Source organism: Streptomyces xanthophaeus (genome assembly GCF_000725805.1).
Lineage (GTDB): Bacteria > Actinomycetota > Actinomycetes > Streptomycetales > Streptomycetaceae > Streptomyces > Streptomyces xanthophaeus.
This window is the reverse complement of sequence record NZ_JOFT01000034.1, coordinates 1-20,440: the sequence shown is the minus strand read 5'-3', so window position 1 is coordinate 20,440 and position 20,440 is coordinate 1. Positions and strand designations below refer to the sequence as shown.

The following is a 20,440-nucleotide window of genomic DNA, read 5'->3' as shown; positions in this document are numbered from 1 at the left end:
TCAGGCTGATGCTAGGCGCATCCCCCTGCCACGGCTAACCGGCAGTTCCCCAGTGTCCTCCATCAGGCAGAGTGAGGACCACGGACCCCTGTTCCCACGACCAGGGCCCAGTACCCTATACCCATGAGGGGTATGTGACCCCTCGTTCCGGACCACGGGAGGACCCATGACGGCCATCGAGGCGGAGAACTCCGGAGCGGAGGCCGGCACGGCCCCGGCGGTGCACGGGTACCACCACCAGAAGGACGAGCACCTCAAGCGGCTGCGCCGCATCGAGGGCCAGATCCGCGGGCTCCAGCGCCTCGTCGACGAGGACGTCTACTGCATCGACATACTCACCCAGGTCTCGGCCAGCACGAAGGCACTGCAGTCCTTCGCGCTCCAGCTCCTGGAGGAGCACCTGCGCCACTGCGTCGCCGACGCGGCCGTCAAGGGCGGCACCGAGATCGACGCGAAGGTCGAGGAAGCCACCAAGGCCATCGCCCGCCTGCTGCGCACCTGACCCGCCGCCGCACCGGACTCCCCGGGGCTACGGGCCGAGCAGCACCTCGTCGATCCGGTCCAGGCTGAGCCGCTCCTCGTCGGCCGCGGAGGCCGCGATGATCAGCTCGCCGCACAGCTCGATCTCGGCGAGAGCCACGTGGTCCTGCACCGTCATGCCGCCTGCGGGAGTCACGCGAGTCACCTCAATCTGCCGCCATCGCCCGTCGGCGCTCGGCTTCTCAGCGTAGGGAGGACGCGGTGCGGCGCGCATGACACGGATGGACCATTTCCGGAAACCCGGCATGGCCCGATCGCACCGCCGACGGACCGCCCGGTCGGCTACTCAGCGATCTTCCCGGCGTAGATGTCCCCGTTCGCGGGCAATTCGACGGTCACCGGCGACCCGAATCCGTAGAGCAGTGTGGTCGAGGAGACATCGATCACGCCATTGTTGACGTAGGTGAAGCGGTGCCGGATCTTCCGCAGCCGCCCCTCCTCGTCGAGGTAGACGTCGAAGGGCACGGTGTCGTTGCTGAACCCTTTCGCCGCCGCCTCCAGCGACCCCTTCACCTGCGGCGAGGCCTTCTGCGCGGCCCGCCCGATGTCGGTGGTGCCCCGGTAGTGCCGCACCTTGGTGCCCGCGACCTCGGTCTCCCCGACGTACGTCACCTCCTGCGCGCCGCGCAGCAGCTCGGCCGCGGTCATCGGGTCGGTGGCCCCGCCCGTGACCAGGTTCCCGTCGCCGAGGGTCGTCGTGTCGACCCGTACCCACTTGTCGTCGGGGACGCCCGCGCCACGGTTCTTCATGTAGAGGGCGCCGGGTGCGAGCAGCTCGGTGATCGGCCGGTGCCCGGGCTTGCCCGTCACATCGGCGGGCAGCATCACCACGAGCTGGCCCATCCGGTTCTTGAAGTCGACGCCGCCCTCGCCGTGGATCGTGACCCGGGTGCCGCCCGTGGCCATCTCCATCGCCGTACGGGCCTGGGCGCTGCCCGTCCCCGCCAGTACGTCGGCCGCTCCGCGCACCACCGCCGCCGCGTCCGCGGTGGACCGGTCCCCGGCGCCGCTGCCGCCGCGGCCGGCCACGGCGCCGCCGTCGTCACCGCGCCCGCACCCGCTGATCGCCACGACCGCGAGGCCGACACCCAGGACGAACGCAGCCTCACCTGCGCGTCCGCGCCGCCGCCTGTGCTGGTGCACCACCATCGCCTGCCAACCCCCAACGCGTGACCGCTGTTTGCCCGAGGCCCCCACCCGCTCCGCTTAACGAGGTCCGGGGTTTCCCGTCACGGGCCGAGGCAGTGCCGGGCGCCCGGCACGCCGGGTACCTTGGGGAGGTGGAACCGCACACCGAAGCGACCCTGGTCCCTCCGCTTACCTCCGTGCCGCTCCCGGGGCAGCCGCCCGAGCCCGGGGAGGCCCTGCCCGCGGCGCCGCCCGGCCCCGCGCACGACACCTCCACCACCGACCGCGGGGCCTTCTGCCTGGCGGTCTGCAGCTGCGGCTGGAAGGGCCCCGCCCGCCGCTCCCGCGACCTGGCGCGCAGGGACGCCACCGGGCACGCGGCGCAGGAGTAGTTCCCGGGCCGCGCAGGCACCCGTACGGCGTGTCGCCCGTTCGGACGGCCCGGCTGGCCGACCCGCACGGGAGCGGATGCCCTTGACTCATGCCAGGACCCGCAGCCCGCCTCGTGCCCCTCCTGTGGGCCCTGCTCCTCGTGCTGTCCCCGGCCGCTCCGGCCTGGGCCCGGTCCGTGGGCTCGGCGGACGGCCCCGGCGACATCGCCCTGGCCATCGGACTGACCACCGCGGCGGCCGCGGTCACCGGGCTCTGGCTGCGCTCCCGCTACCGCCGCGAGGACCCGGCGGACGGCCGACGGGGCCGGAGCAGCGCGGGCAGCACGGGCCGCGCGGGCAGCGGGAGCAGCCAGGGCGGCGGTGGCGGTCGGCCTGGCGGAAGCGGCGGGAAGGACGTCCGGTGACCCCCCGGCCGCGCCCGCCCGCGGTGCGCCTGCTCTTCGGGGCGGCCGGGCTCTGCCTGGCGGTGGCGGTACTGCTCTGCGTCTGGGACGCCTACGCGCGGTCCTGAGTCGCCGAAGCCTCAGGCAGCGAGGTCGCTCTCGTGGCTGCACCGGTCGGCCGGCGGGGTCTGGGCCTGCGCGAGGTCGACCGGCCGGGGCAGGAGGCCGCTCCTGGCGCGGACGAGGAACGCCAGGCGCGGGGCGCCGGCCACCGCCCGCACCGCCGGGGTCAGCAGGGCCATCGCGAGCGGCGCGAGGACCAGGGCGACGGCGGTCCCGAGCGCGAAGCCGCCGATCACGTCCGTCGGGTAGTGCACGCCGACGTAGACGCGGCAGAAGCCTTCGGCGAGGGCGAGTGCGATGCCGAGGACCCCGAGCCGTCGGTTGGCCACGAACAGGCCGACGCTCAGGGCCATGGCGAGGGTCGAGTGTCCGCTGACGAAGGAGAAGTCGGTCGCCGCCAGGCCCGAGTCCGTGCGCAGGTGGGGATCGAGGACGAGCAGGCCCTCGTACTGCCTGAACGGCCGCGGCCGCGCCACGAATTCGCGCAGCGGCACGTTCACCAGCAGGGCGAGCCCCGCGGCGAGCGGGGCCCACACCAGGGCGGCGAAGGATTCGACGGCCGCGGCCTCGTCCTGCCGCCGCGCGCCGCGCCAGCACCACAGGACCAGGAGCACCAGGGCGAGCAGGATCCCGTAGCCACCGGCGAGGCTGACGGCCCGGTCGAGCCAGTCCGGGGCGTGCCGGGCCATTCCGTTGATCTCGTACAGCAGGCTGACATCCACGTTCGGCCCACCAGTTGTGAGTCCAGCCATGGTGCTGCGGCCCCTTGCTCTTGCCGTCGTTCCCCTTCGGGCGCGCCGCTGCGCGCCCCTTCGCCCCCCAGCTTGATCAACCTCTGTGTCCATGGAACGCAGGTTCTGACGGCTACGTTCCACTCTCCACCGAATGATCACGCCAACGTTATCGAAGAGTGACTCATCGTTGCAGCTCAGGGCCTTTGCATTACGGAGAGTTGCCGACGCCGGGACCGGCCGCCGCCCGCTCCGGTAGAGCGGCCGCGCCGTCCTTCGTCACGCGCGTCGCGCCGAAGTAGTCCGGTGTGTCGATCTTGTCGAAACGGATCACGGCGCCGGTGTACGGGGCGTTGATCATGTACCCGCCGCCCACGTAGAGACCGACGTGCCGGATCTCCCGGGAGTTCGTCAGATCATCGGAGAAGAACACCAGGTCACCGGGGAGGAGTTCGGCCCTCGAAGGATGCGCGCCGGCGTTGTACTGGTCGTTCGCCACCCGCGGCAGTTCGATCCCCACCGTCTCGTACGCCGCCTTCGTCAGCCCCGAGCAGTCGAACCGACCGTTCTGCTCGGGCGTCCCGTTGCCACCCCACAGGTACGGGGTCCCGAGCTGCTTCTGCGCGAAGTAGATCGCCCCGGCCGCCTGTTGGGACGGAGCGACCCGGCCCACCGGCCGCGCGAAGCTCTTGGCCAGCGTCGTGATCGTCTTCACATAGCCCTGGGTCTCCTTGTACGGGGGCACCCCTCCGTACTTGATGACCGCGTACGCCCCCGCGTTGTAGGCCGCGAGCATGTTCGCCGTCGCGTCCCCGGGCACGCTCGCCACGTCCTTGGCCAGTTCGCAGTCGTACGAGGCCGCCGACGGGATGGCGTCACTGGGGTCCCAGATGTCCCGGTCCCCGTCCCCGTCCCCGTCGATCCCGTGCCCCGCCCAGGTCCCCGGGATGAACTGCGCGATGCCGCGCGCGTCCGCCGGACTGACCGCGCTCGGGTTCCAGCCGCTCTCCGAGTACAGCTGCGCGGCGAGCAGCGCCGGGTTGATGGCCGGGCAGAGATTGCCCCACTTCTCCACCAGCGCCTGGTACTTCGCGGGTACGGCCCCCTTCACCAGCCCCACCGCACCGCTCCCCGCCCGGCCGCCGCCCACGAGGCCGGCGGCGGCCGAGTACGTCCCGACGACGAGGAGCAGGAGGAAGCTCAGGCCCACCCCGAACCCGATCCCGCCGACCATCCAGAATCTGCGCACCCGTCAACCCTCCCCCATCCCTGTCGCTTTCCGCCGCGCATTGCCCGTGTCGCCTGTCCTACTAGCCCACTTGCTTCGCCACCCTGAAGCCCGAACAGGCAATGCTCGCGTACTTCGTAGGATCATCTTCAACGTGGTAGAAGACCACCGTCCAGTCCCCCGGATCCTCGGCGAGGGGCACGGCGGGCCGGGTCGTGCCGCCCCCGTACAGGGCGAAGTCCTCGGGGTAGGTCAGCGTCAGGTACTCCCCGGGCTCCCCGGCGGCGCGGACGTCCACCGGCCGACTGGTCCAACCGACGGCCTTGTTGCCCGCGGGACCCGCCCCGTCCGCCCCGGCCCGCACCCCGTGCGGCCCCTTGACGGCCACGGAGACGTAGTAGGGCTTCTCCTTCTGCAACTTCTGCGACTTCTGCGAGGCGGACCCGCCCTGCCCGTGGCCCGTCATACGCATCCTGATGGTCACCGAACCGCTCTGCACCCCGTTGGTACGGGAGGTCTCGACCGAGGTCTCCACCCCCGCGCCCGGGGACTGTTCCTCCGGCTGCTGCGCGCACTGGCCGACGCCGAGCGCGGCGAGCGCGGCGTCCTCGGACGGCGTCCACCGGTAGCGGGAACCGCGGTTGCCCTCGATGTACGCGTCCGACGCCGTGTCCGCGACCCCGCCGACGCCCGCGCCCCCGCTCCCGCCCTGCTCCCCCAGCGGAAGCAGCCACCATCCCGCGGCACACAGCCCGACGACCACGCCCACTCCCCCCACCCCCCAAACCGCGCGCCCCCCGCGCCCCCCACGCCTCCGCCCATACCCGGTCAAGACCTCCGGACCGGGGCCGGGGCCGGGCCGGGGCACTGGTACGGGGGCGGGCTCGGCGTCGCGCTCGCGCTCGCGCTCGGGGGCGGGCTCGGAATCCGGTGCGGGCTCCGGGTCGGGGTCGGGCTCGGGGTCGGGCTCGGGGTCGGGCTCGGGCTCGGGGTCGGTCCCAGGCTCCGGCGCCTGCTCGGGCTCCGGCCGGGCCACCACCCCGCCACCGCCCGCCGACTCCGGGTCGAGCCGGGGCCCCGGTGCGGGCTCCGGGCCGGGCGCACGCTCGGGCGCACGCTCGGGCTCGGGCGCACGCTCGGGCTCGGGCTCGGGCTCGGGCTCGGGCTCGGGCTCGGGCTCGGGCTCGGGCTCGGGATCCGGTGCGGGCTCGGGATCCGGTGCGGGCTCCGGGTCGGGCTCGGGGCCGGGCTCAGGCTCCGCCACCGGCCCCGGTGCTTGCCGGACGACCACCTTACGGCCGTCCTCCGCCTCCGGCTCCGGCTCCCGGTCCGGCTCCCGCTCGGGCTCCGGCCGGGCCACCACCCCGCCACTGCCCGCCGGCGCCGGGTAGAGCCGGGGCCCCGTTGCGGGCTCCGGCTCCAGTGCCGGGTCGGGCTCCCGCTCCGGCTCCCGGTCTGTCCGGACGACCACCCCTCCACCACACTCCGGCTCCGGGTCTGGGTCCGGCTCGGGCGCAGGCTCCCATTCCGGTTCTGGGTGGGGCTCCGACTCCCACTCCAGATCCCGAGCCGGCTGGGGCCCCGGTTCCCAGTCGGCCTGCGGCTGGGGATCCCGCCCCTGCCCGGCGCCCAGCACACGGCTGCCCTTCGGCTCGGGCTCCCGGTCTGGCGCCAGCTCGAACTCCGGCTCCGGCTCCTGCCCCGGCTCCGGCTCCGGTGCTTGCGGGACGACCACCCCACGGCCGTCCTCCGCCTCCGGGTCCGGCTCCTGCCCCGGCTCCCGCTCGGGCTCCGGTCGGGCCACCCCGCCACTACCCGTCGGCGTCGGCTCCGGCTCGGGTTCCAGCCGGGCCACCGCCCCGCGGCTGCCCTCCCGCTCCCCGAGGTCCGGGGATCCTTGCCTCGTGGCCCGACGCCCGTTCACGGGCCCCGGCACCGGCCTCGTCGTCCGCAGCCCGGCCGAATCCACCCGCCGGGCGGGTTCGCCGAGCCGGACGTAGACCGGATCGTCCACCAGCGGGCCCCGCACCCCGCAGCGCCGGATCACCTCCGCCGGATCCGGTCGCGCCGCCGGGTCCTTCGCCACGCAGTCCTCGATCAGCGCCGCGAGCCCCGGCTCCACCCCGGCCACGTCCACCGGCTCGTGGACCGCCCGGTAGCCCACGCCCGCCGCCGCGCCGGCGCCGAACGGCGGCCGCCCGGTGGCCGCGTACGCCAGGGTCGCGCCGAGCGCGAACACATCGGCCGCCGCCCCCGTCCCGCCGCCCAGCAGCACCTCGGGCGCGGTGTACCCGGGGGTGCCCGGGATCTGCCCGGCCTGGGTCAGCTCCGTCGCACCGACGCCGCGCGCGATGCCGAAGTCGATCAGCTGCGGGCCCTGCGCGCCCAGGATGACGTTCTGCGGCTTCAGGTCCCGGTGCGTGACCCCGTACGCGTGCACGCTCGCCAGCCCCTCGGCCAGGGCCGCACCCAGCGCCCGGCAGGTCCGCGCCGGCAGCGGCCCGTGCCCGCCCACCGCCCGGGCCAGGGTCGGGCCCGCCACGTACTCGGTGGCCAGCCAGTACGGCGCCCCCTCCAGCGAGGCGTCGATCAGGTTCGCGGTGTACGCCGACCGCACGGCCCGTACGGTCTCGACCTCCCGCCGGAACCGGGCCAGCGCCTCGGGACGGCCGGTGATCTCCTCGCGTACGACCTTGACCGCGACCAGCCGCCCGCCGGGCGAACGGCCGAGATACACCTGACCCATCCCCCCGGCCCCGAGCCGGGCCAGCAGCGCGTACGCACCGATGTGCGCGGGGTCCCTGTCGGTGAGCGGCTCCATCCGGCGAGCCTGCCACACCCATCTCCCGTACACAGGGCGGGGGTTGATCCCGTCCGCAACCGGCGGCAACAGGCCGCAGCCGGCCGCCCGGCTACCTCGGGGCGACGAACAGGCTCTGCGCGCTCCGCCCGATCGGGCCCTTCTCGTCGTGCAGCCGGGCGTCGACGAGACCGATGCCGCCCGCGTCCACGCTCGTCCGGGACTCCACGCAGGCCCATTCGCCGACGGGATGACGGTGCAGGTGGACCGTCAGGTCGCCGTTGACGAAGACGAACCGGCCGAAGTCCAGCACCGAGCTGATGCCATTGCCGGAATCCGCGGCGACCAGCACCCGGTCCAGCGGACGGACCTCCTCCGCCACGACGAGCGGCACCCTCATCCGCATCCAGCAGGTCCCCGGCCCGAGCTCCGTGAAGGCCCCGTCCGTGAACCGGGCCTCCATCGCCGTGTGATAGCCCGTCTCCCACGGCACCGGGAAGAACGGCATCGCCCCCGCCTCCCCCGGCGGCGGCACCTGCGGCCCCGCCGCCACGGCCGGCACCACGTCCTCGGCCACCCGGATCCGCAGCGCCCGCGCCAGCATCACCGGCGCGTCCGCACCCTCCGGCGTGAGCGCGGCCTCCACCAGCTCGGTACCGCGTCCGGCCCGCAGCACGCTCGTGGTGACCTCCAGCGCCCCGATCGGCACCGGCCGCAGGACCTCGTACGTGATCCGGGCGATCCGCATGTCCGCCCGCGCTCCCGGCCGGTCCTCGACGGCACGCCCGAGCAGCGCCGCGGGCGGACCCGCGTGCTGCGCACCCTCGTCCCAGGGCCCGCGCGTGTACGCGGTGGCCAGGAACCGCCCGGCGTCGATCCGCTCGAAGAACCCCTCGGGAGCACCCATACCCCGCACGCTACCGACAGGTAACGGCCCGGGGAAGGTCGACGAGCGCCGGAAGGTCAACGAGCGCCCGGGGAGGTCAACGAGCGAACCCCAGCCCCACCCCCAGCCCCACCAGCACCGACCCGATGGCCCGGTTCAGCGCCTTCTGCGCCTTCAGCATCCGGTCGCGCAGCCGGGAGTCCGAGAAGAACAGCGCCACCGCCGCGAACCAGCCCAGATGCGCCACCGCCATGAACAGCCCGTACCCGGCCTGCTGCCACACCGGCGTACCCGGGTTCACCACCTGCGTGAAGGTCGACACCACGAACAATGTCGTCTTCGGGTTCAGCACATTGGTCAGGAACCCCGACCGCATCGCCCCGAGCGGACTCAGCTCCGGCCTGGACTCCAGGTCCACCGTCACGACCGCCTTCGCCCGGAAGGTACGGATCCCGATCCACACCAGGTACGCGGCACCCGCCAGCTTGATCGCCGTGAACAGCGCGGTGGAGGAGGCGATCAGCAGCCCGACCCCCAACATCGTGTACCCGACGTGCACCAGCACCCCCGCCGCGACCCCCGCCGCGGCGAACAGCCCCGTGGGCCGCCCGTAGAGGTAGCTGTTGCGCACCACCATGGCGAAGTCGGCGCCGGGACTGATCACGGCGAGGAGGGTGATGACGGCAACTGCGATCACTTCGGTCATGAAGGAATGCTCACCGCCCACCCGCCCGCGATCAACCCCCTCCGCCTTCCCCATACTTGCTGCATGCCGGAGCCACACCCTCCCCTTGATCCCCTTGATCCCCTTGATCCCCTTGATCCGCTTGAGCCCCGCCCGCCCCTCACCCTGCGCCCCTTCCGTCCCGCAGAGGACTCCCCCCTCCTGCGCACCTGGGTGACCGACCCCGCCGCCCTCATGACCTGGGCCGGCCCCGCCTTCTCCTGGCCCCTGGACGACGCGCAGCTCGCCGACTACGCCGCCGAGCCCGGCCGCCACGCCTGGACCGCCGTCTCCCCCGGGACCGGGCCCGTCGGCCACGCCTCGTTCCTGGGCAACCGCCTCGGCCGCGTCCTGATCGCCCCGCAGGCCCGCGGGCAGGGCCTCGGTGCGCTCCTCGTCTCCCTCGCCGCCGAGCGCGGCTTCGGCGAGCTCGCCCTGACGGAGATCAGCCTCGGCGTCTGGGCCCACAACACCGCGGCACTGCGCATCTACGAGAAGCTCGGCTTCCGCACCGAGCGGGTCATCGAGGACGTCGAGGAGGTCGACGGCGCCCTGTGGTCGGCCCACCAGATGACGCTCCGCTCCCCCCGCGGGTGACAATGGCCGACGTGTCCCTTCCTGTCCTGCCTGTCCTGAACGCCGACTGCGCCAACTGCTTCGCCCTCTGCTGCGTCGCCCTGCCCTTCGCCAAGTCCAACGACTTCGCCGTGAACAAGCCCGCCGGAACCCCCTGCACGAACCTCCGCGAGGACTTCCGCTGCGGCATCCACACCCGGCTGCGCGACAAGGGCTTCCAGGGCTGCACCGTCTTCGACTGCTTCGGCGCGGGCCAGCAGGTCTCCCAGGTCACCTTCGGCGGCCAGGACTGGCGCACCGGCACCGGGACGGCCCGCCAGATGTTCGAGGTCTTCCCCGTGATGCGGCAGCTGCACGAGCTGCTCCTCTACGTCTCCGAGGCACTGACCCTCCCCGACGCCGCCCCGGTCCACGCCCGCCTGCGCGAGGCCCTGACGGAGACCGAAGCCTGGACCCGCGCCGACGCCCAGGCCCTCACGGCCCTCGACGTGAGCACCCTGCGCGGGCGGATCAACACCCTGCTCCTGGAGACCAGCGAGCTCGTACGGGCGAAGGTCCCGGGCCGCAAGAAGAACCACCGCGGCGCCGACCTGATGGGAGCCCGCCTCGCGGGCGCGAACCTGCGCGGGGCGAACCTCCGCGGCGCCTACCTGATCGCCGCCGACCTCAGCCGCGCCGACCTGCGCACGGCCGACCTGATCGGCGCGGACCTCCGCGATGCGAACCTCCGCGGAGCCGACCTGAGGAACGCCGTCTTCCTCACCCAGCCCCAGCTCAACGCCGCCCAAGGCAACCCCACCACCCAAATCCCCCCCACCCTCACCCACCCCACCCACTGGACCTGACCCACCCCGGCCCAGCCATGGCCACCTCCCGCCAAGAGCAGGAGGCCCCCCGAGGCCGACCACCCGGACGGGCCCCACCCCCGGCCCGACCCACCAACAGCACGGATGACGGCCCTGCACAGCCGGCACGGCGCACGCCCCGTCGCAGGCCACCGGCCAGGAACAGCCGAACTCCCCGCTGGACCGACCCTTCCAGCGCGCCCGCCCGCCACAGCTCACCCGGCCCCCTCACCGCATCAGCCATCACCCGGCCACACGTCAGGCCCCGCTCCCACACCTCCGGGCGGCCCTGTCAGCAGGAGCCGAACCTCGCCGCACCCCACCGCAGGGCTCAACCGACCAGGCGCCATCTCCCCCCTGCCCCCGTAGACGCGGCCAGGGAGGACGTCCCCCAGCCGCGAGATGGGGAGCCCGAAAGCAGCGCACCGGGCCGGAGACCCGACACCGGCGCCACACCAACCGGCGCAGCCCGCCACGGTGCACGCCCCCGCAGCGGCGGCCCCGGCAGGACCACACCCCCGCAGAGCCGGCCCCGGCTACACCCGTGCCAGGAATCCCCGCACCGCAGCGCCGAACCCCTCCGGGTCCCCTTCGTGCACCGCGTGCCCGGCCGGCAGCTCCACCAGCCGTACCCCCGCCCTCCGCAAGGTCATCTCCCGCGCGTGCTCCGCCGACAGCACCCCGCTCCGGTCCCCCCGTACCAGCAGCGTCGGCGTGCGCACCGCCAGCCAGTCGCCCCAGTGGTCGCCGTTCAGCCCCCGCTGCGACTCCACCACGTCCTCCACCTCGAACCCGGCCCCCCACCCGTCCGCGTGCTCCCGTACCGAGCCCGCCACGAACGGCGCCGAACTCCCGACCCCCGCCAGGAACCCCTCCCTCGTACCGGCCCGCCTCGGCCACCCCCGCGCGAACGACAGGTCGCCCTCGACCACCGCCCCGATGTCCTCGACCACCAGCGCCCGCACCAGGTCCGGCCGCCGCGCCGCCAGCTGGTACGCCGTGACCCCGCCCACCCCGTGCCCCAGCACCACCGCGGGCCCGAGCCCGAGGTGCTCCAGGACGGCCGCCGCGTCCGCCACGTACCCGTCCCGCCCGTACTCACCGGCCCGGTCGGACTCCCCGTGCCCCCGCTGGTCAAGGGTGATCACCCGCCACTGCGGTCCCACCTCCCGGGCCAGCCCTTCGAAGGTCCGCCCGTCCTGGAAGTGCCCGTGCAGCGCGAGCAGCGGCGCCCCCGGCCCGCCGAAGTCGGTGTAGGCAAGCCGCCGCCCGTCCTGCGCCACGGCGACCCCCGGCAACGGCCCCAGCTTGTCGATGACCCGCCGGCGCAGCAGCTGGTACTCCTCCCAGCGCCTCGAAAGCCTGCCGGGCGGCCGCTTCACGACCCGCCCCGGCGTCACCGTCTCCCCCCGCCGGAACTGCTCCCGCGTCAGGTCGATCCGGATCCCACCGGGCAGCAGGTTCCACCAGTGGTACCCCTCCTGCCGCCCGTCGATGAACACCTCGCCGAGCACCAGCTCACCGCCCACGATGTCCTGCACGACCACGGCAGTGATGTCGCACTGGCCCCAGGCCGGGTTCTCCGCCGTCCAGGGGATCCGCGAGATGTCGGCCGGTTCACAGGTGTCAGCTGACCATCCCGCCCGGATGGCCGCCTCGATGTCGGCAAGGGTCCACGGAGTCGTCGTCATCCCACCACCCTGCCGGACCGCACTGACAACGCCCCTCCGAGACGATGCCCGCGTGCCCCGGACACCTCGGACGCCCCGGACACCCCAGACGCCCAGGACACCCCAGACGCCCAGGACGCCCCGGACGCCCCGGACGTCAACCTGGCGTTCTCGCGTCCTTCCACCCAGCGGCCACGACCCGCGACGCAGGTGGCGCAACTCCACCCACAGATGGAATGACTGACGGAATGTCGGACATGTGTAAGCGTGTCGGCCCAACGGCACACGACCCCGCTGGGCCGAACGGCGGCCCGCCGCCCCGCCCCCCGTACGCCGAGACGACAATCATTGCCCGGGGTCACCCCCCGTGATACACAGAGTGACCATACGTTCTTTCGCATACACACCGCACCTGCCCAGGTCAGAGCAGGAAGGCGGGGCGCGGGCCGGGAGAACGGGTAAAGAGAGCCGTGAAGTCGACGACGGCTGCGGTTTCATCAGCGAAGATAGTGAGTGACCCCTGCCGTCGGGCACGGGCGACCGGAACTACCCATACGGGGCGGTGAGTTACATGATCCTGGCAGCCGAAAAGGGCGACATTACCACCATCATCGGCGGAATCGCCCCGAACTGGGGGCCGTTCGGCAGTCTCGGCAACGAAGCGAAGATCATGATCGAAGTGGTCATGGCCGTCGCGATCCTCCTCTGCCTCGGCATCGCCATCTGGGGCGCCGCCAAACAGCGCATCGGCGCGACCGCGCTGCGCGACACCTTCAGCGCGGAACAGGGCAAGGGCCTGATCGTGGCCGGCCTGACCGGCGTCTTCATCATCGGCTCCCTCGGGACGCTGTTCACGATCGTCTACGGAATGGCCGTCTAGCCGGGCCGCCGCGGCCGTACCTGATGAGGACTCACCACACCGCACCTACGCGGGAACCAGCGCTACCGTCGGACGACGCGGAGGGGGCGGACACGCAATGAGCAACGACGATCAGTACGGCGGCGGCAGCAGCTACGGCGAGGTCGGCGGCACGGGCCAGACCCGCACCCGCCTCCCGGACTCCCCCGCCGACCCGTACGGCCCCACGCGCCGCACCCCCCGCGGCTCCCGCGGCCTGGTCACGGTCGTCGGCGTGGTGGTCCTCCTGATCGCCGCCATCGCGTTCGCGAACCAGAGCCCGGACACCCCGCAGGACCAGTCCTCGGACAAGCCCCCGGCAGCCTCTTCCACGTCCCCCACGGGCACCGACCCCGTCACGGGCAAGGCCGCCGGCATCCCCAAGGGCTTCGCCCACGACGAACAGGGCGCCCAGTCGGCCGCCGCCAACTACGCAGTGGCCCTGGGCTCCGACGGCATGTTCAAGAAGAACACCCGCCACGCCCTCGTCGACGGGATCTACGCACCGGAGGTGGCTGCCCGCATGAAGGGACCTCAGGACGCCGCGTACTCCACGGAGTTCCTCGCGAAGCTCGGCCTCGACACCAACGGCAACCCCCCACAAGGCAGCACCTTCGTCACCCGCACCGTCCCCATCGGCACCAGAGTCGAGAATTACAGCCCGACGGGCGCCAAGGTCGCGGTCTGGTACACCGGCATGATCGGCATGTCCGGCGCCAAGTCCACCGACCCGGTCCGGACCCTCTGGAAGACCTGGACCTTCGAACTGAGCTGGACCGGCGAGGACTGGAAGGTCCTCGACGACACCCAGCAGGACGGGCCCGCCCCGGTCCCCGGCGATGTCCCCGTGTCGACGTCCGACGACATGAGCAAGGCCATCACGGAATTCGGAGGATTCACCTATGCCCGCTAGCCTCCGGCTCCCGGTCCGGCTGGGCGTCATCACCTCCGTACACCTGGCCGTCGTCGCCCTGGCCACCCGCGCCTACGCCGCTCCGACACCCACGCCCACCCCGGCCGCGACCCCGACACCCACCCCGCAGGCGAGCAACGACCCCTGCGCCCTGCTCGACGGACCCTCCAAGCAGTACTGCCAGAGCGGCACGGGCACGTCCGGCGGCACCCCGAGCACAGGGCTCGCACCCAGCGACGGCGGAGACGCCCTCAACCCCCTGGCCTCCCTCGCCAAAGGCTGCGCCGACGCCGCCGCCTGGATCGTCGGCAAGCTCAGCGAAGCAGTCAAAGGCACCGCCGAGGTCGACTTCACCAACGCCACCTTCCTCAAGCAGTACGCCGTAGTCTTCGCCGCCTCCACCATCCTCACGCTCGTCCTCTGGCTCTTCGCCGTAGCCAAACGAGCCGTCCGCGGCGTCCCCCTGGCCACCGCCATGTCCGAAGCCATCGGCTTCCTCTGGCTCACGGTCCTCGCCTCCGCCTTCACCCCCCTCATCCTCTACACCGTCGTCTCCGCCACCGACGGCGTCACCGAAGTCATCGCCTCCGCCACCGGCGGCCAGACCGACGTCTTCTTCGGCTCCTTCTCCGAGGCCCTCAAGAAGGGCGACGACATCGGCGGCGGCCCGATCATGCTGATCGTCGTCGCCCTCGTCACCGTCCTCGCCGCCGGCATCCTCTACCTGGAGCTCTTCATCCGGGCCGCCCTCCTCTACGTCGGCGCCCTCCTCGGCGTCGTCGTCTACGCAGGGCTCGTCGACCGCAACCTCTGGGGCCACGTCCGCCGCTGGGCCGGCATCATGATCGCCGTCATCCTCGTCAAGCCGGTCATCGTCATCGTCCTCGGCCTCGCCGGCGCCCTCGCCGGCGAAGAAGGCCCCAACGCCTTCTCCGCCGTCGTCACCGGCCTCGCCATCATCCTCCTGGCGATCTTCGCCTCCGCGATGATCTACCGCTTCGTCCCCGGCTTCGGCGACGAGATCGCCTCCGCCCGCTCCAACCGCAGCAAGGCCACCGACGGCGCCCAGGCAGCCGCGGTCATCAGCTCCCCGGCCTCCCTCGTCTCGCAGGGCATCAAGACCCACAGCAGCCGCGGCGCCCACCGCGGAGGCGACGGCGGAGGCGGCAACAACGCGCCCCGCCCCGCCAATCCGATCTCCGGAGGCGTGGCCGCCCACAGCAGCCGCCCCACCTCCGGCGGCGGGGCCGGCGGCGGATCTGTCCCCTCCGCCGCACCCCCGCCCCGCACGAGCTCGAGCACGAGGAACACAGGAGGTGACGGGCGTTGACGACCCAGTCCCACCAGCTGCACCCGGTCGCACCCCGCCGCACGTATCTCATCGGCCGCGCCCGGCCGAACGCGATCGTCGGGAAGAACCGCGAGACCGGCGAGATCGCCCTGATCATCGCCGGGGCGTTCCTCGGCATGATGAGCGGACTACTCGTCCCCGACCTCACCCTGCGCATCGTCAGCCTCGCCGGCATCCCCATGCTCGCGCTCGCCGCCGTGTACGTCCCCTACAAGGGCCGCACCTTCTACCGCTGGTTCGAGATCAGCCGCAGCTACAAGCGCACCCTGCGCCGGGGTACGACGTACCGCTCCGGCGCCATGGAAGCCGGCGTCCGCGGCGCCGACGGCCGCGAGGTCGAGGTCGGCCCGCCCCCCGGCATCGGCCGCATCAGCTGGCTCGCCGCCCCCTTCGGCCCCGACGAGATCGCCGTCCTCCTGCACGCCGACCGCCGCACCGTCACCGCCGCCATCGAGATCGAGGGCCCCGGCGTCGGCCTGCGCGACAGCGAGGACCAGGAAGCCCTCGTCGACCGCTTCGGCACCCTCCTCAAGCACGTGGCCAACGGCGACGGCTTCGTCACCCGCCTCCAGATGCTCGCCCGCACCCTGCCCGCCGACCCCGACGCCCACGCCAAGGACGTCGCCCAGCGCGGCGACACCCAGGCCCCCGGCTGGCTCCGCGAGTCCTACGACCAGCTCCAGTCGATGGTCTCCACCTCCTCCGAGCAGCACCGCGCCTACCTCGTCGCCTGCATGCACTACACCCGCGACCTCGCCGCCGAGGCCGTCACCATCGCCCGCGCCGGCACCCCCCACAAGGGCCGCAAGCTCGACCGCGACGCAGGCCTCGCCATCGTCATGGCCCGCGAACTCACCGACATCTGCGCCCGCCTCGCCGAAGCCGACATCCGCGTCCGCCAGCCGCTGGGCCAGGGCCGCCTCTCCTCCCTCGTGCACTCCATGTACGACCCCGACCACCCCATCGACCACATCCAGGCCATGACCAAGCGCAACGCCTGGCCCGCCGAACTCGATGCCGTGGAACCCACCTACCTCCAGGCCAAGACCCGCGAGTCCTCCACCCGCGCCCCCTGGTGCCACGCCACCGCCTGGGTGAAGGAATGGCCGATGACCCCCGTCGGCGTCAACTTCCTCGCCCCCCTCCTCGTCCACACCCCCGACGTGATCCGCACCGTCGCCGTCACCATGGACCTGGAGCCCACCGAGGTCGCCATCGAGCGCATGCTCACCGAGAAGACCAACGACGAGGCCGACGCCAGCCGCGCCGCCAAGATGAACCGCACCGTCGACCCCCGCGACATCGCCGCACACGGCCGGCTCGACCAAAGAGGTGAAGATCTCGCCAGCGGTGCGGCAGGAGTCAACCTCGTCGGGTACATCACGGTGTCCTCGCGATCGCCGGAGGCACTCGCCCGCGACAAGCGCACCATCCGCGCCTCCGCCGGCAAGTCCTACCTGAAGCTGGAATGGTGCGACCGCGAGCACCACCGCGCCTTCGTCAACACCTTGCCGTTCGCCACCGGCATCCGACGCTAGCTGGAGGGAAGTGCCGCCCATGCGAGATCCCATGTCCGCCCTGACGGACGCCTTCACCAGCTTCCTCTTCGGCAAAGTCGAAACCACGCGCCTGCCCGTACGCACCTCCACCGGGCAGGCGCAAGCCGTCTACCTGCCCACCGCCGCCCCCGGACTCGGCGACTCCGGCGTCATCATCGGCCGCGAGGTCTACAGCGGCAAGGGCTACATCTACGACCCCTTCCAGCTCTACGGCCAGCAGCTCCCGGCCCCCCACTGGCTTGTCCTCGGCGAATCCGGCAACGGCAAGTCCGCCCTGGAGAAGACGTACGTCCTGCGCCAGCTCCGCTTCAAGGACCGCCAGGTCGTCGTCCTCGACGCCCAGGGCGAGGACGGCGTCGGCGAGTGGAACCTCATCGCCCAGCAGCTGGGAATAACCCCCATCCGCCTGGACCCCATCGCCGCCAACGACGACGGGATCCGCCTCAACCCCCTCGACCCGGCGATCACCACCACCGGGCAGCTCGCGCTGCTCCGGACCATCATCGAAGTCGCCATGGGCCACGGCCTCGACGAGCGCGCCGGCTTCGCCCTCAAGGTCGCCCACGCCTACGTCGTCGACACCATCCGCGACCGCCAGCCCGTCCTCACCGACATCGTCGAGCAGCTGCGCCACCCCGAGGCGGAATCCGCCGAGGCCATGAACGTCGACATAGACGATGTCCGGGCCTGGGGCCTCGACGTGGCCCTGGTCATCGACCGCCTCGTCGACGGCGACCTGCGCGGCATGTTCGACGGCCCCACCACCGTCGGCATCGACCTCGACGCCCCGCTGATCGTCTTCGACCTCTCCCACATCGACCGCAACTCCATCGCGATGCCGATCCTCATGGCGATCGTCGGCGTCTGGCTGGAGCACACCTGGATCCGGCCCGACCGCAAGAAGCGCATCTTCCTCGTGGAAGAGGCCTGGCACATCATCAACAGCCCCTTCGTCGCGCAACTGTTCCAGCGCCTCCTGAAGTTCGGCCGGCGCCTCGGCCTGTCCTTCGTCGCCGTCGTCCACCACCTCTCCGACGTCGTCGACGGCGCCGCCGCACGGGAAGCCGCGGCCATCCTCAAGATGGCCTCCACCCGCACCATCTACGCCCAGAAAGCCGACGAGGCACGCGCCACGGGCCGCGTCCTCGGCCTGCCCCGCTGGGCCGTGGAGATCATCCCGACCCTCACCCCCGGCATCGCGGTCTGGGACGTCAACGGCAACGTCCAGGTGGTCAAACACCTGATCACCGAAGCCGAACGCCCCCTGGTCTTCACCGACCGTGCCATGACCGAGTCCTCCACACCCACCCGGCTCCCCGACGACCTGCTGGCCGCCGAACTCGAGGCGGAGGAACGCGCCTTGTCCATTGAACGCAGCCGCGCCGGCAACGGCCCCGGCTCCGCCACCACGGTGGCCTGACCATGCACGACGCACGACGTACGGATCCCCCCGCGCGCGGCGGGGTCCCGGACGGCCTGCTCGTCGGCCTGCTCGTCTTCCTGCTGGGCTTCGCCCTCCTGGTCTGGTCCGCCACGGGCCTCTCCGCCTGGTTCGCCAAGGGAGCCTGGCCCGGCACCGTGACCTTCACCCGCACCCCCGACGCGGTCCGCGCCCTGATAGCGCAACCCCACGACCTCCCGGGAGCCTGGCCCGACACCGACCCCGCGGCCCTCTCCGGCTGGGGCCTGTTCTGGGGCCTGTTCATCAGCCAGCTCCTGGTGCTGTTCGTGCTCATCGTCTTCGGCATCGGCGTGTTCGCCCGCACCAAGTCCCGCCGCGCCCTCGCCAAACAGGCCGCCCTGGACCCCACCCCGGACCCCACCCCCGGCCCGGCCCCGAACACCACCCCGGCCTACATCCCGGCCCCCGCGACGGCCCCCGCACCCGAACCCGCACCCGAACCCGTCGCCGCACACCACCCGGCCCACGCTCCCCAGGCTCCCCAACCGAGCCCGCAGCCCCCGCCATCACCCGCGCCGGCGCCCGCCCCGTCTCCGGTGGACGAGGCCTACCGCTACGGGTTCGGCTACGCCCCCCGCACCCCGGCAGCCACCCCCGGCGCCGGCGCTCTCGGCGCCCCGCAGCCCCGCCTCACCTACGCAGGCCCGAACGACCGCTTCCGCGCAGCAGCACACCGCATCGGGGAAGCCGAAGGCGCGGCCTTGATCATCACCTCGTCCCCCACCCTGTGGGCCGAGACCAAGGACGCCCGCGCCAAGCTCGGCCCGGTCCTCCTCTACGACCCCTCGCACCTGTGCGACACCCCGGCCCGCATGCACTGGAACCCCGCAGAGGGCTGCGCCGACCGGGACACCGCCGCCGCCCGCTCGATCGCCCTGCTGGCCCCCGTACGCCCCCAGGCCCGCATGGACGCAGCCGTCGCCGACACCGCGGAAACGCTCCTGCGCAGCTGGCTCCAGGCCGCCGCACTGGACGACCGCCCCTTCAAGCAGCTCCACCGCTGGACCCAGGGCAACAGCGCCCAGGACCCCGTACGCATCCTGCGCACCCACCCGCAGGCCGCCCCCGGCGCCGCCGGCGAACTGGAGAGCGCCCTCACCGCGCACCCCGAACGCCGCGATCTGGCCCTGAACCTGACGGCCCGTGCCCTCTCCTGCCTCACGTCGATCCACATCCGCGAGGCCTGCAACCCGAACCGGACGGATTCGCTGACGCTGGCTTCGTTCCTCGGCGAAGGGGGCAGCCTCTACGTGGTGGGCGAACCGCTGGAAGACCCGCGTACCCACCCGGGTGCGATGCCCTTGCTGACCGCACTCGCCTCGCACGTGGTCGAGCACGGCCGCCGCATGGCCGCACGGTCATCCCACGGTCGGCTCGACCCACCACTCTCGCTGGTCCTGGACGACGTGGCCGCGGTCGCACCGCTCCCCCAGCTCCCGGAACTCCTGGGCGACACGACACTTCCGCTGCTCGCCCTGTGCCGGAGCCGCGAACAGGCCCGCACCCGCTGGCCGGATGCGGACCTGCCCTAGTTCTCGTCCAGCCGTTCAGGCGTCAGACCGCGGCCGGCCGGGCCAGCACGTATTCGAGCTCCTTGGCATCCGGATCCGTCGGCATCGGCACGGTCAGGCCGCTCGCCTCGAAACCGAACCTCCGGTAGAAGGCCCCGGCCCGCGCGTTCTCCTCATGCACGAACAGCCGTACGCGCTCCAGCGCAGGCCCTTCCAGCGACCAGGCCCATTCCAGCGCGGCCTCGAACAGGGCCTCGGTCAGCCCCGTCCCCCGCTGCTCGGCCCGTACGAAGACCCCCACCAGGTGCCCCTGGTGCACCTCGATGGCCTCGTCGAAGATCCCGGTCTCCCCGGCCTCCTCGACCAGCACCACCACGTTCCCGTTCCACGTGCCGTCCGGCGCCTCGGCGATGAACTGCCGGACCGAGCTCCCCTGCGAAGCGCCCTCGGTCCGCTCCTGCCAGAAGGCATCGGGCCGGCTCTCGGCAGCCTCCTCCGTCTCCAGGAAGGCGACCGGCGCGGCAGGATCCCGCAACGCGGCGATGCGAAGCTCCTTGACCTTCTTCCATTCGTCAGCTCGTACAGGACGTATCACGTGCGTGTTCATGGCTGGAGATCATAGCCCCTGAACGCAGAAAAGCCCCGCACCATAAGGTGCGGGGCTTTCCCACAATGATTGTTCGGCGGCGTCCTACTCTCCCACAGGGTCCCCCCTGCAGT

At 72.5% G+C, this 20,440-nt stretch carries 20 protein-coding genes; 11 read left to right on the top strand and 9 right to left on the bottom strand.

Translation table 11 applies throughout. The annotated features are described in order from the left end of the window. Nucleotides 1-166: 166 nt before the first annotated feature. Entirely contained in the window at nt 167-502 is a 336-nt protein-coding gene (locus IO30_RS0121550) for a metal-sensitive transcriptional regulator (RefSeq protein ID WP_031145180.1), read from the top strand. Between the two features lie 27 nt (nt 503-529). On the opposite strand, the gene IO30_RS46030 is transcribed toward IO30_RS0121550, so the two are convergent. Beyond that, on the bottom strand, nt 530-676 hold the full coding sequence (locus tag IO30_RS46030; RefSeq protein WP_167347275.1) for a hypothetical protein: 147 nt from the start codon (nt 674-676) through the stop codon (nt 530-532). 146 nt (nt 677-822) lie between these two features. Next, nucleotides 823-1,689, bottom strand: coding sequence for an SCO4651 family lipoprotein (locus IO30_RS0121540; protein WP_031145179.1), 867 nt, complete (start codon nt 1,687-1,689; stop codon nt 823-825). A gap of 131 nt (nt 1,690-1,820) precedes the next feature. On the opposite strand from IO30_RS0121540, the gene IO30_RS40740 reads away from it, so the two are divergent. Both IO30_RS40740 and IO30_RS47090 read left to right on the top strand, forming a co-directional pair. After that, nucleotides 1,821-2,060 carry a hypothetical protein gene (locus tag IO30_RS40740; RefSeq protein ID WP_157853353.1) on the top strand — a complete coding sequence of 80 codons (240 nt, stop codon included), beginning with the start codon at nt 1,821-1,823 and terminating at the stop codon, nt 2,058-2,060. Nucleotides 2,061-2,149: 89 nt separating this feature from the next. After that, nucleotides 2,150-2,464, top strand: a complete 315-nt coding sequence (locus IO30_RS47090; RefSeq protein ID WP_234321945.1) for a hypothetical protein — start codon at nt 2,150-2,152, stop codon at nt 2,462-2,464. A gap of 119 nt (nt 2,465-2,583) precedes the next feature. Here the strand turns inward: IO30_RS47090 and IO30_RS0121520 are convergent, their stop codons facing one another. The 5 genes from IO30_RS0121520 to IO30_RS0121500 form a co-directional block, all read right to left on the bottom strand. Beyond that, on the bottom strand, nt 2,584-3,318 hold the full coding sequence (locus tag IO30_RS0121520; RefSeq protein WP_031145177.1) for a phosphatase PAP2 family protein: 735 nt from the start codon (nt 3,316-3,318) through the stop codon (nt 2,584-2,586). Nucleotides 3,319-3,508: 190 nt separating this feature from the next. After that, entirely contained in the window at nt 3,509-4,531 is a 1,023-nt protein-coding gene (locus tag IO30_RS0121515) for a C40 family peptidase (protein WP_037894788.1), read from the bottom strand. Between the two features lie 76 nt (nt 4,532-4,607). Further along, nucleotides 4,608-7,346 (bottom strand): protein kinase domain-containing protein, encoded by a 2,739-nt coding sequence (locus IO30_RS47665; protein WP_272933194.1) that lies wholly within the window; start codon nt 7,344-7,346, stop codon nt 4,608-4,610. A 91-nt stretch (nt 7,347-7,437) separates the two neighbouring features. Then, nucleotides 7,438-8,232, bottom strand: coding sequence for a thioesterase family protein (locus IO30_RS0121505; RefSeq protein WP_031145174.1), 795 nt, complete (start codon nt 8,230-8,232; stop codon nt 7,438-7,440). Between the two features lie 76 nt (nt 8,233-8,308). Further along, a complete protein-coding gene (locus tag IO30_RS0121500; RefSeq protein WP_031145173.1) occupies nt 8,309-8,917 on the bottom strand; it encodes a LysE family translocator in 609 nt (202 codons plus the stop codon). Nucleotides 8,918-8,980: 63 nt separating this feature from the next. On the opposite strand from IO30_RS0121500, the gene IO30_RS0121495 reads away from it, so the two are divergent. Together IO30_RS0121495 and IO30_RS0121490 are read left to right on the top strand one after the other, a co-directional pair. Further along, the gene (locus IO30_RS0121495; protein WP_157853352.1) at nt 8,981-9,532 is read left to right on the top strand and encodes a GNAT family N-acetyltransferase; all 552 of its coding nucleotides are present in this window, start codon (nt 8,981-8,983) and stop codon (nt 9,530-9,532) included. Nucleotides 9,533-9,534: 2 nt separating this feature from the next. Next, nucleotides 9,535-10,356 (top strand): pentapeptide repeat-containing protein, encoded by an 822-nt coding sequence (locus tag IO30_RS0121490; RefSeq protein ID WP_031145171.1) that lies wholly within the window; start codon nt 9,535-9,537, stop codon nt 10,354-10,356. Between the two features lie 536 nt (nt 10,357-10,892). On the opposite strand, the gene IO30_RS0121485 is transcribed toward IO30_RS0121490, so the two are convergent. Continuing rightward, nucleotides 10,893-12,047, bottom strand: a complete 1,155-nt coding sequence (locus tag IO30_RS0121485) for an alpha/beta fold hydrolase (protein ID WP_078904783.1) — start codon at nt 12,045-12,047, stop codon at nt 10,893-10,895. A gap of 550 nt (nt 12,048-12,597) precedes the next feature. Between IO30_RS0121485 and IO30_RS0121480 the strand changes: the two genes are divergently transcribed. The 6 genes from IO30_RS0121480 to IO30_RS0121455 all read left to right on the top strand — a co-directional run bounded on the left by IO30_RS0121480 (nt 12,598) and on the right by IO30_RS0121455 (nt 19,741). Further along, nucleotides 12,598-12,906 (top strand): hypothetical protein, encoded by a 309-nt coding sequence (locus IO30_RS0121480; RefSeq protein ID WP_031145169.1) that lies wholly within the window; start codon nt 12,598-12,600, stop codon nt 12,904-12,906. A 97-nt stretch (nt 12,907-13,003) separates the two neighbouring features. Next, the gene (locus IO30_RS0121475) at nt 13,004-13,837 is read left to right on the top strand and encodes a hypothetical protein (RefSeq protein WP_031145168.1); all 834 of its coding nucleotides are present in this window, start codon (nt 13,004-13,006) and stop codon (nt 13,835-13,837) included. Then, nucleotides 13,827-15,167 carry a hypothetical protein gene (locus IO30_RS0121470; RefSeq protein WP_031145167.1) on the top strand — a complete coding sequence of 447 codons (1,341 nt, stop codon included), beginning with the start codon at nt 13,827-13,829 and terminating at the stop codon, nt 15,165-15,167. Before IO30_RS0121475 ends, IO30_RS0121470 begins: the two co-directional genes overlap by 11 nt. Next, on the top strand, nt 15,164-16,726 hold the full coding sequence (locus IO30_RS0121465; protein WP_031145166.1) for an SCO6880 family protein: 1,563 nt from the start codon (nt 15,164-15,166) through the stop codon (nt 16,724-16,726). Before IO30_RS0121470 ends, IO30_RS0121465 begins: the two co-directional genes overlap by 4 nt. 19 nt (nt 16,727-16,745) lie before the next feature. Further along, on the top strand, nt 16,746-18,167 hold the full coding sequence (locus IO30_RS0121460; protein WP_031145165.1) for an ATP-binding protein: 1,422 nt from the start codon (nt 16,746-16,748) through the stop codon (nt 18,165-18,167). A 2-nt stretch (nt 18,168-18,169) separates the two neighbouring features. Beyond that, on the top strand, nt 18,170-19,741 hold the full coding sequence (locus IO30_RS0121455) for a P-loop NTPase family protein (RefSeq protein WP_031145164.1): 1,572 nt from the start codon (nt 18,170-18,172) through the stop codon (nt 19,739-19,741). 22 nt (nt 19,742-19,763) lie between these two features. On the opposite strand, the gene IO30_RS0121450 is transcribed toward IO30_RS0121455, so the two are convergent. Further along, complete coding sequence (locus IO30_RS0121450; RefSeq protein WP_031145163.1) at nt 19,764-20,327, bottom strand: GNAT family N-acetyltransferase; 564 nt, start codon at nt 20,325-20,327, stop codon at nt 19,764-19,766. Nucleotides 20,328-20,440 lie beyond the last annotated feature (113 nt).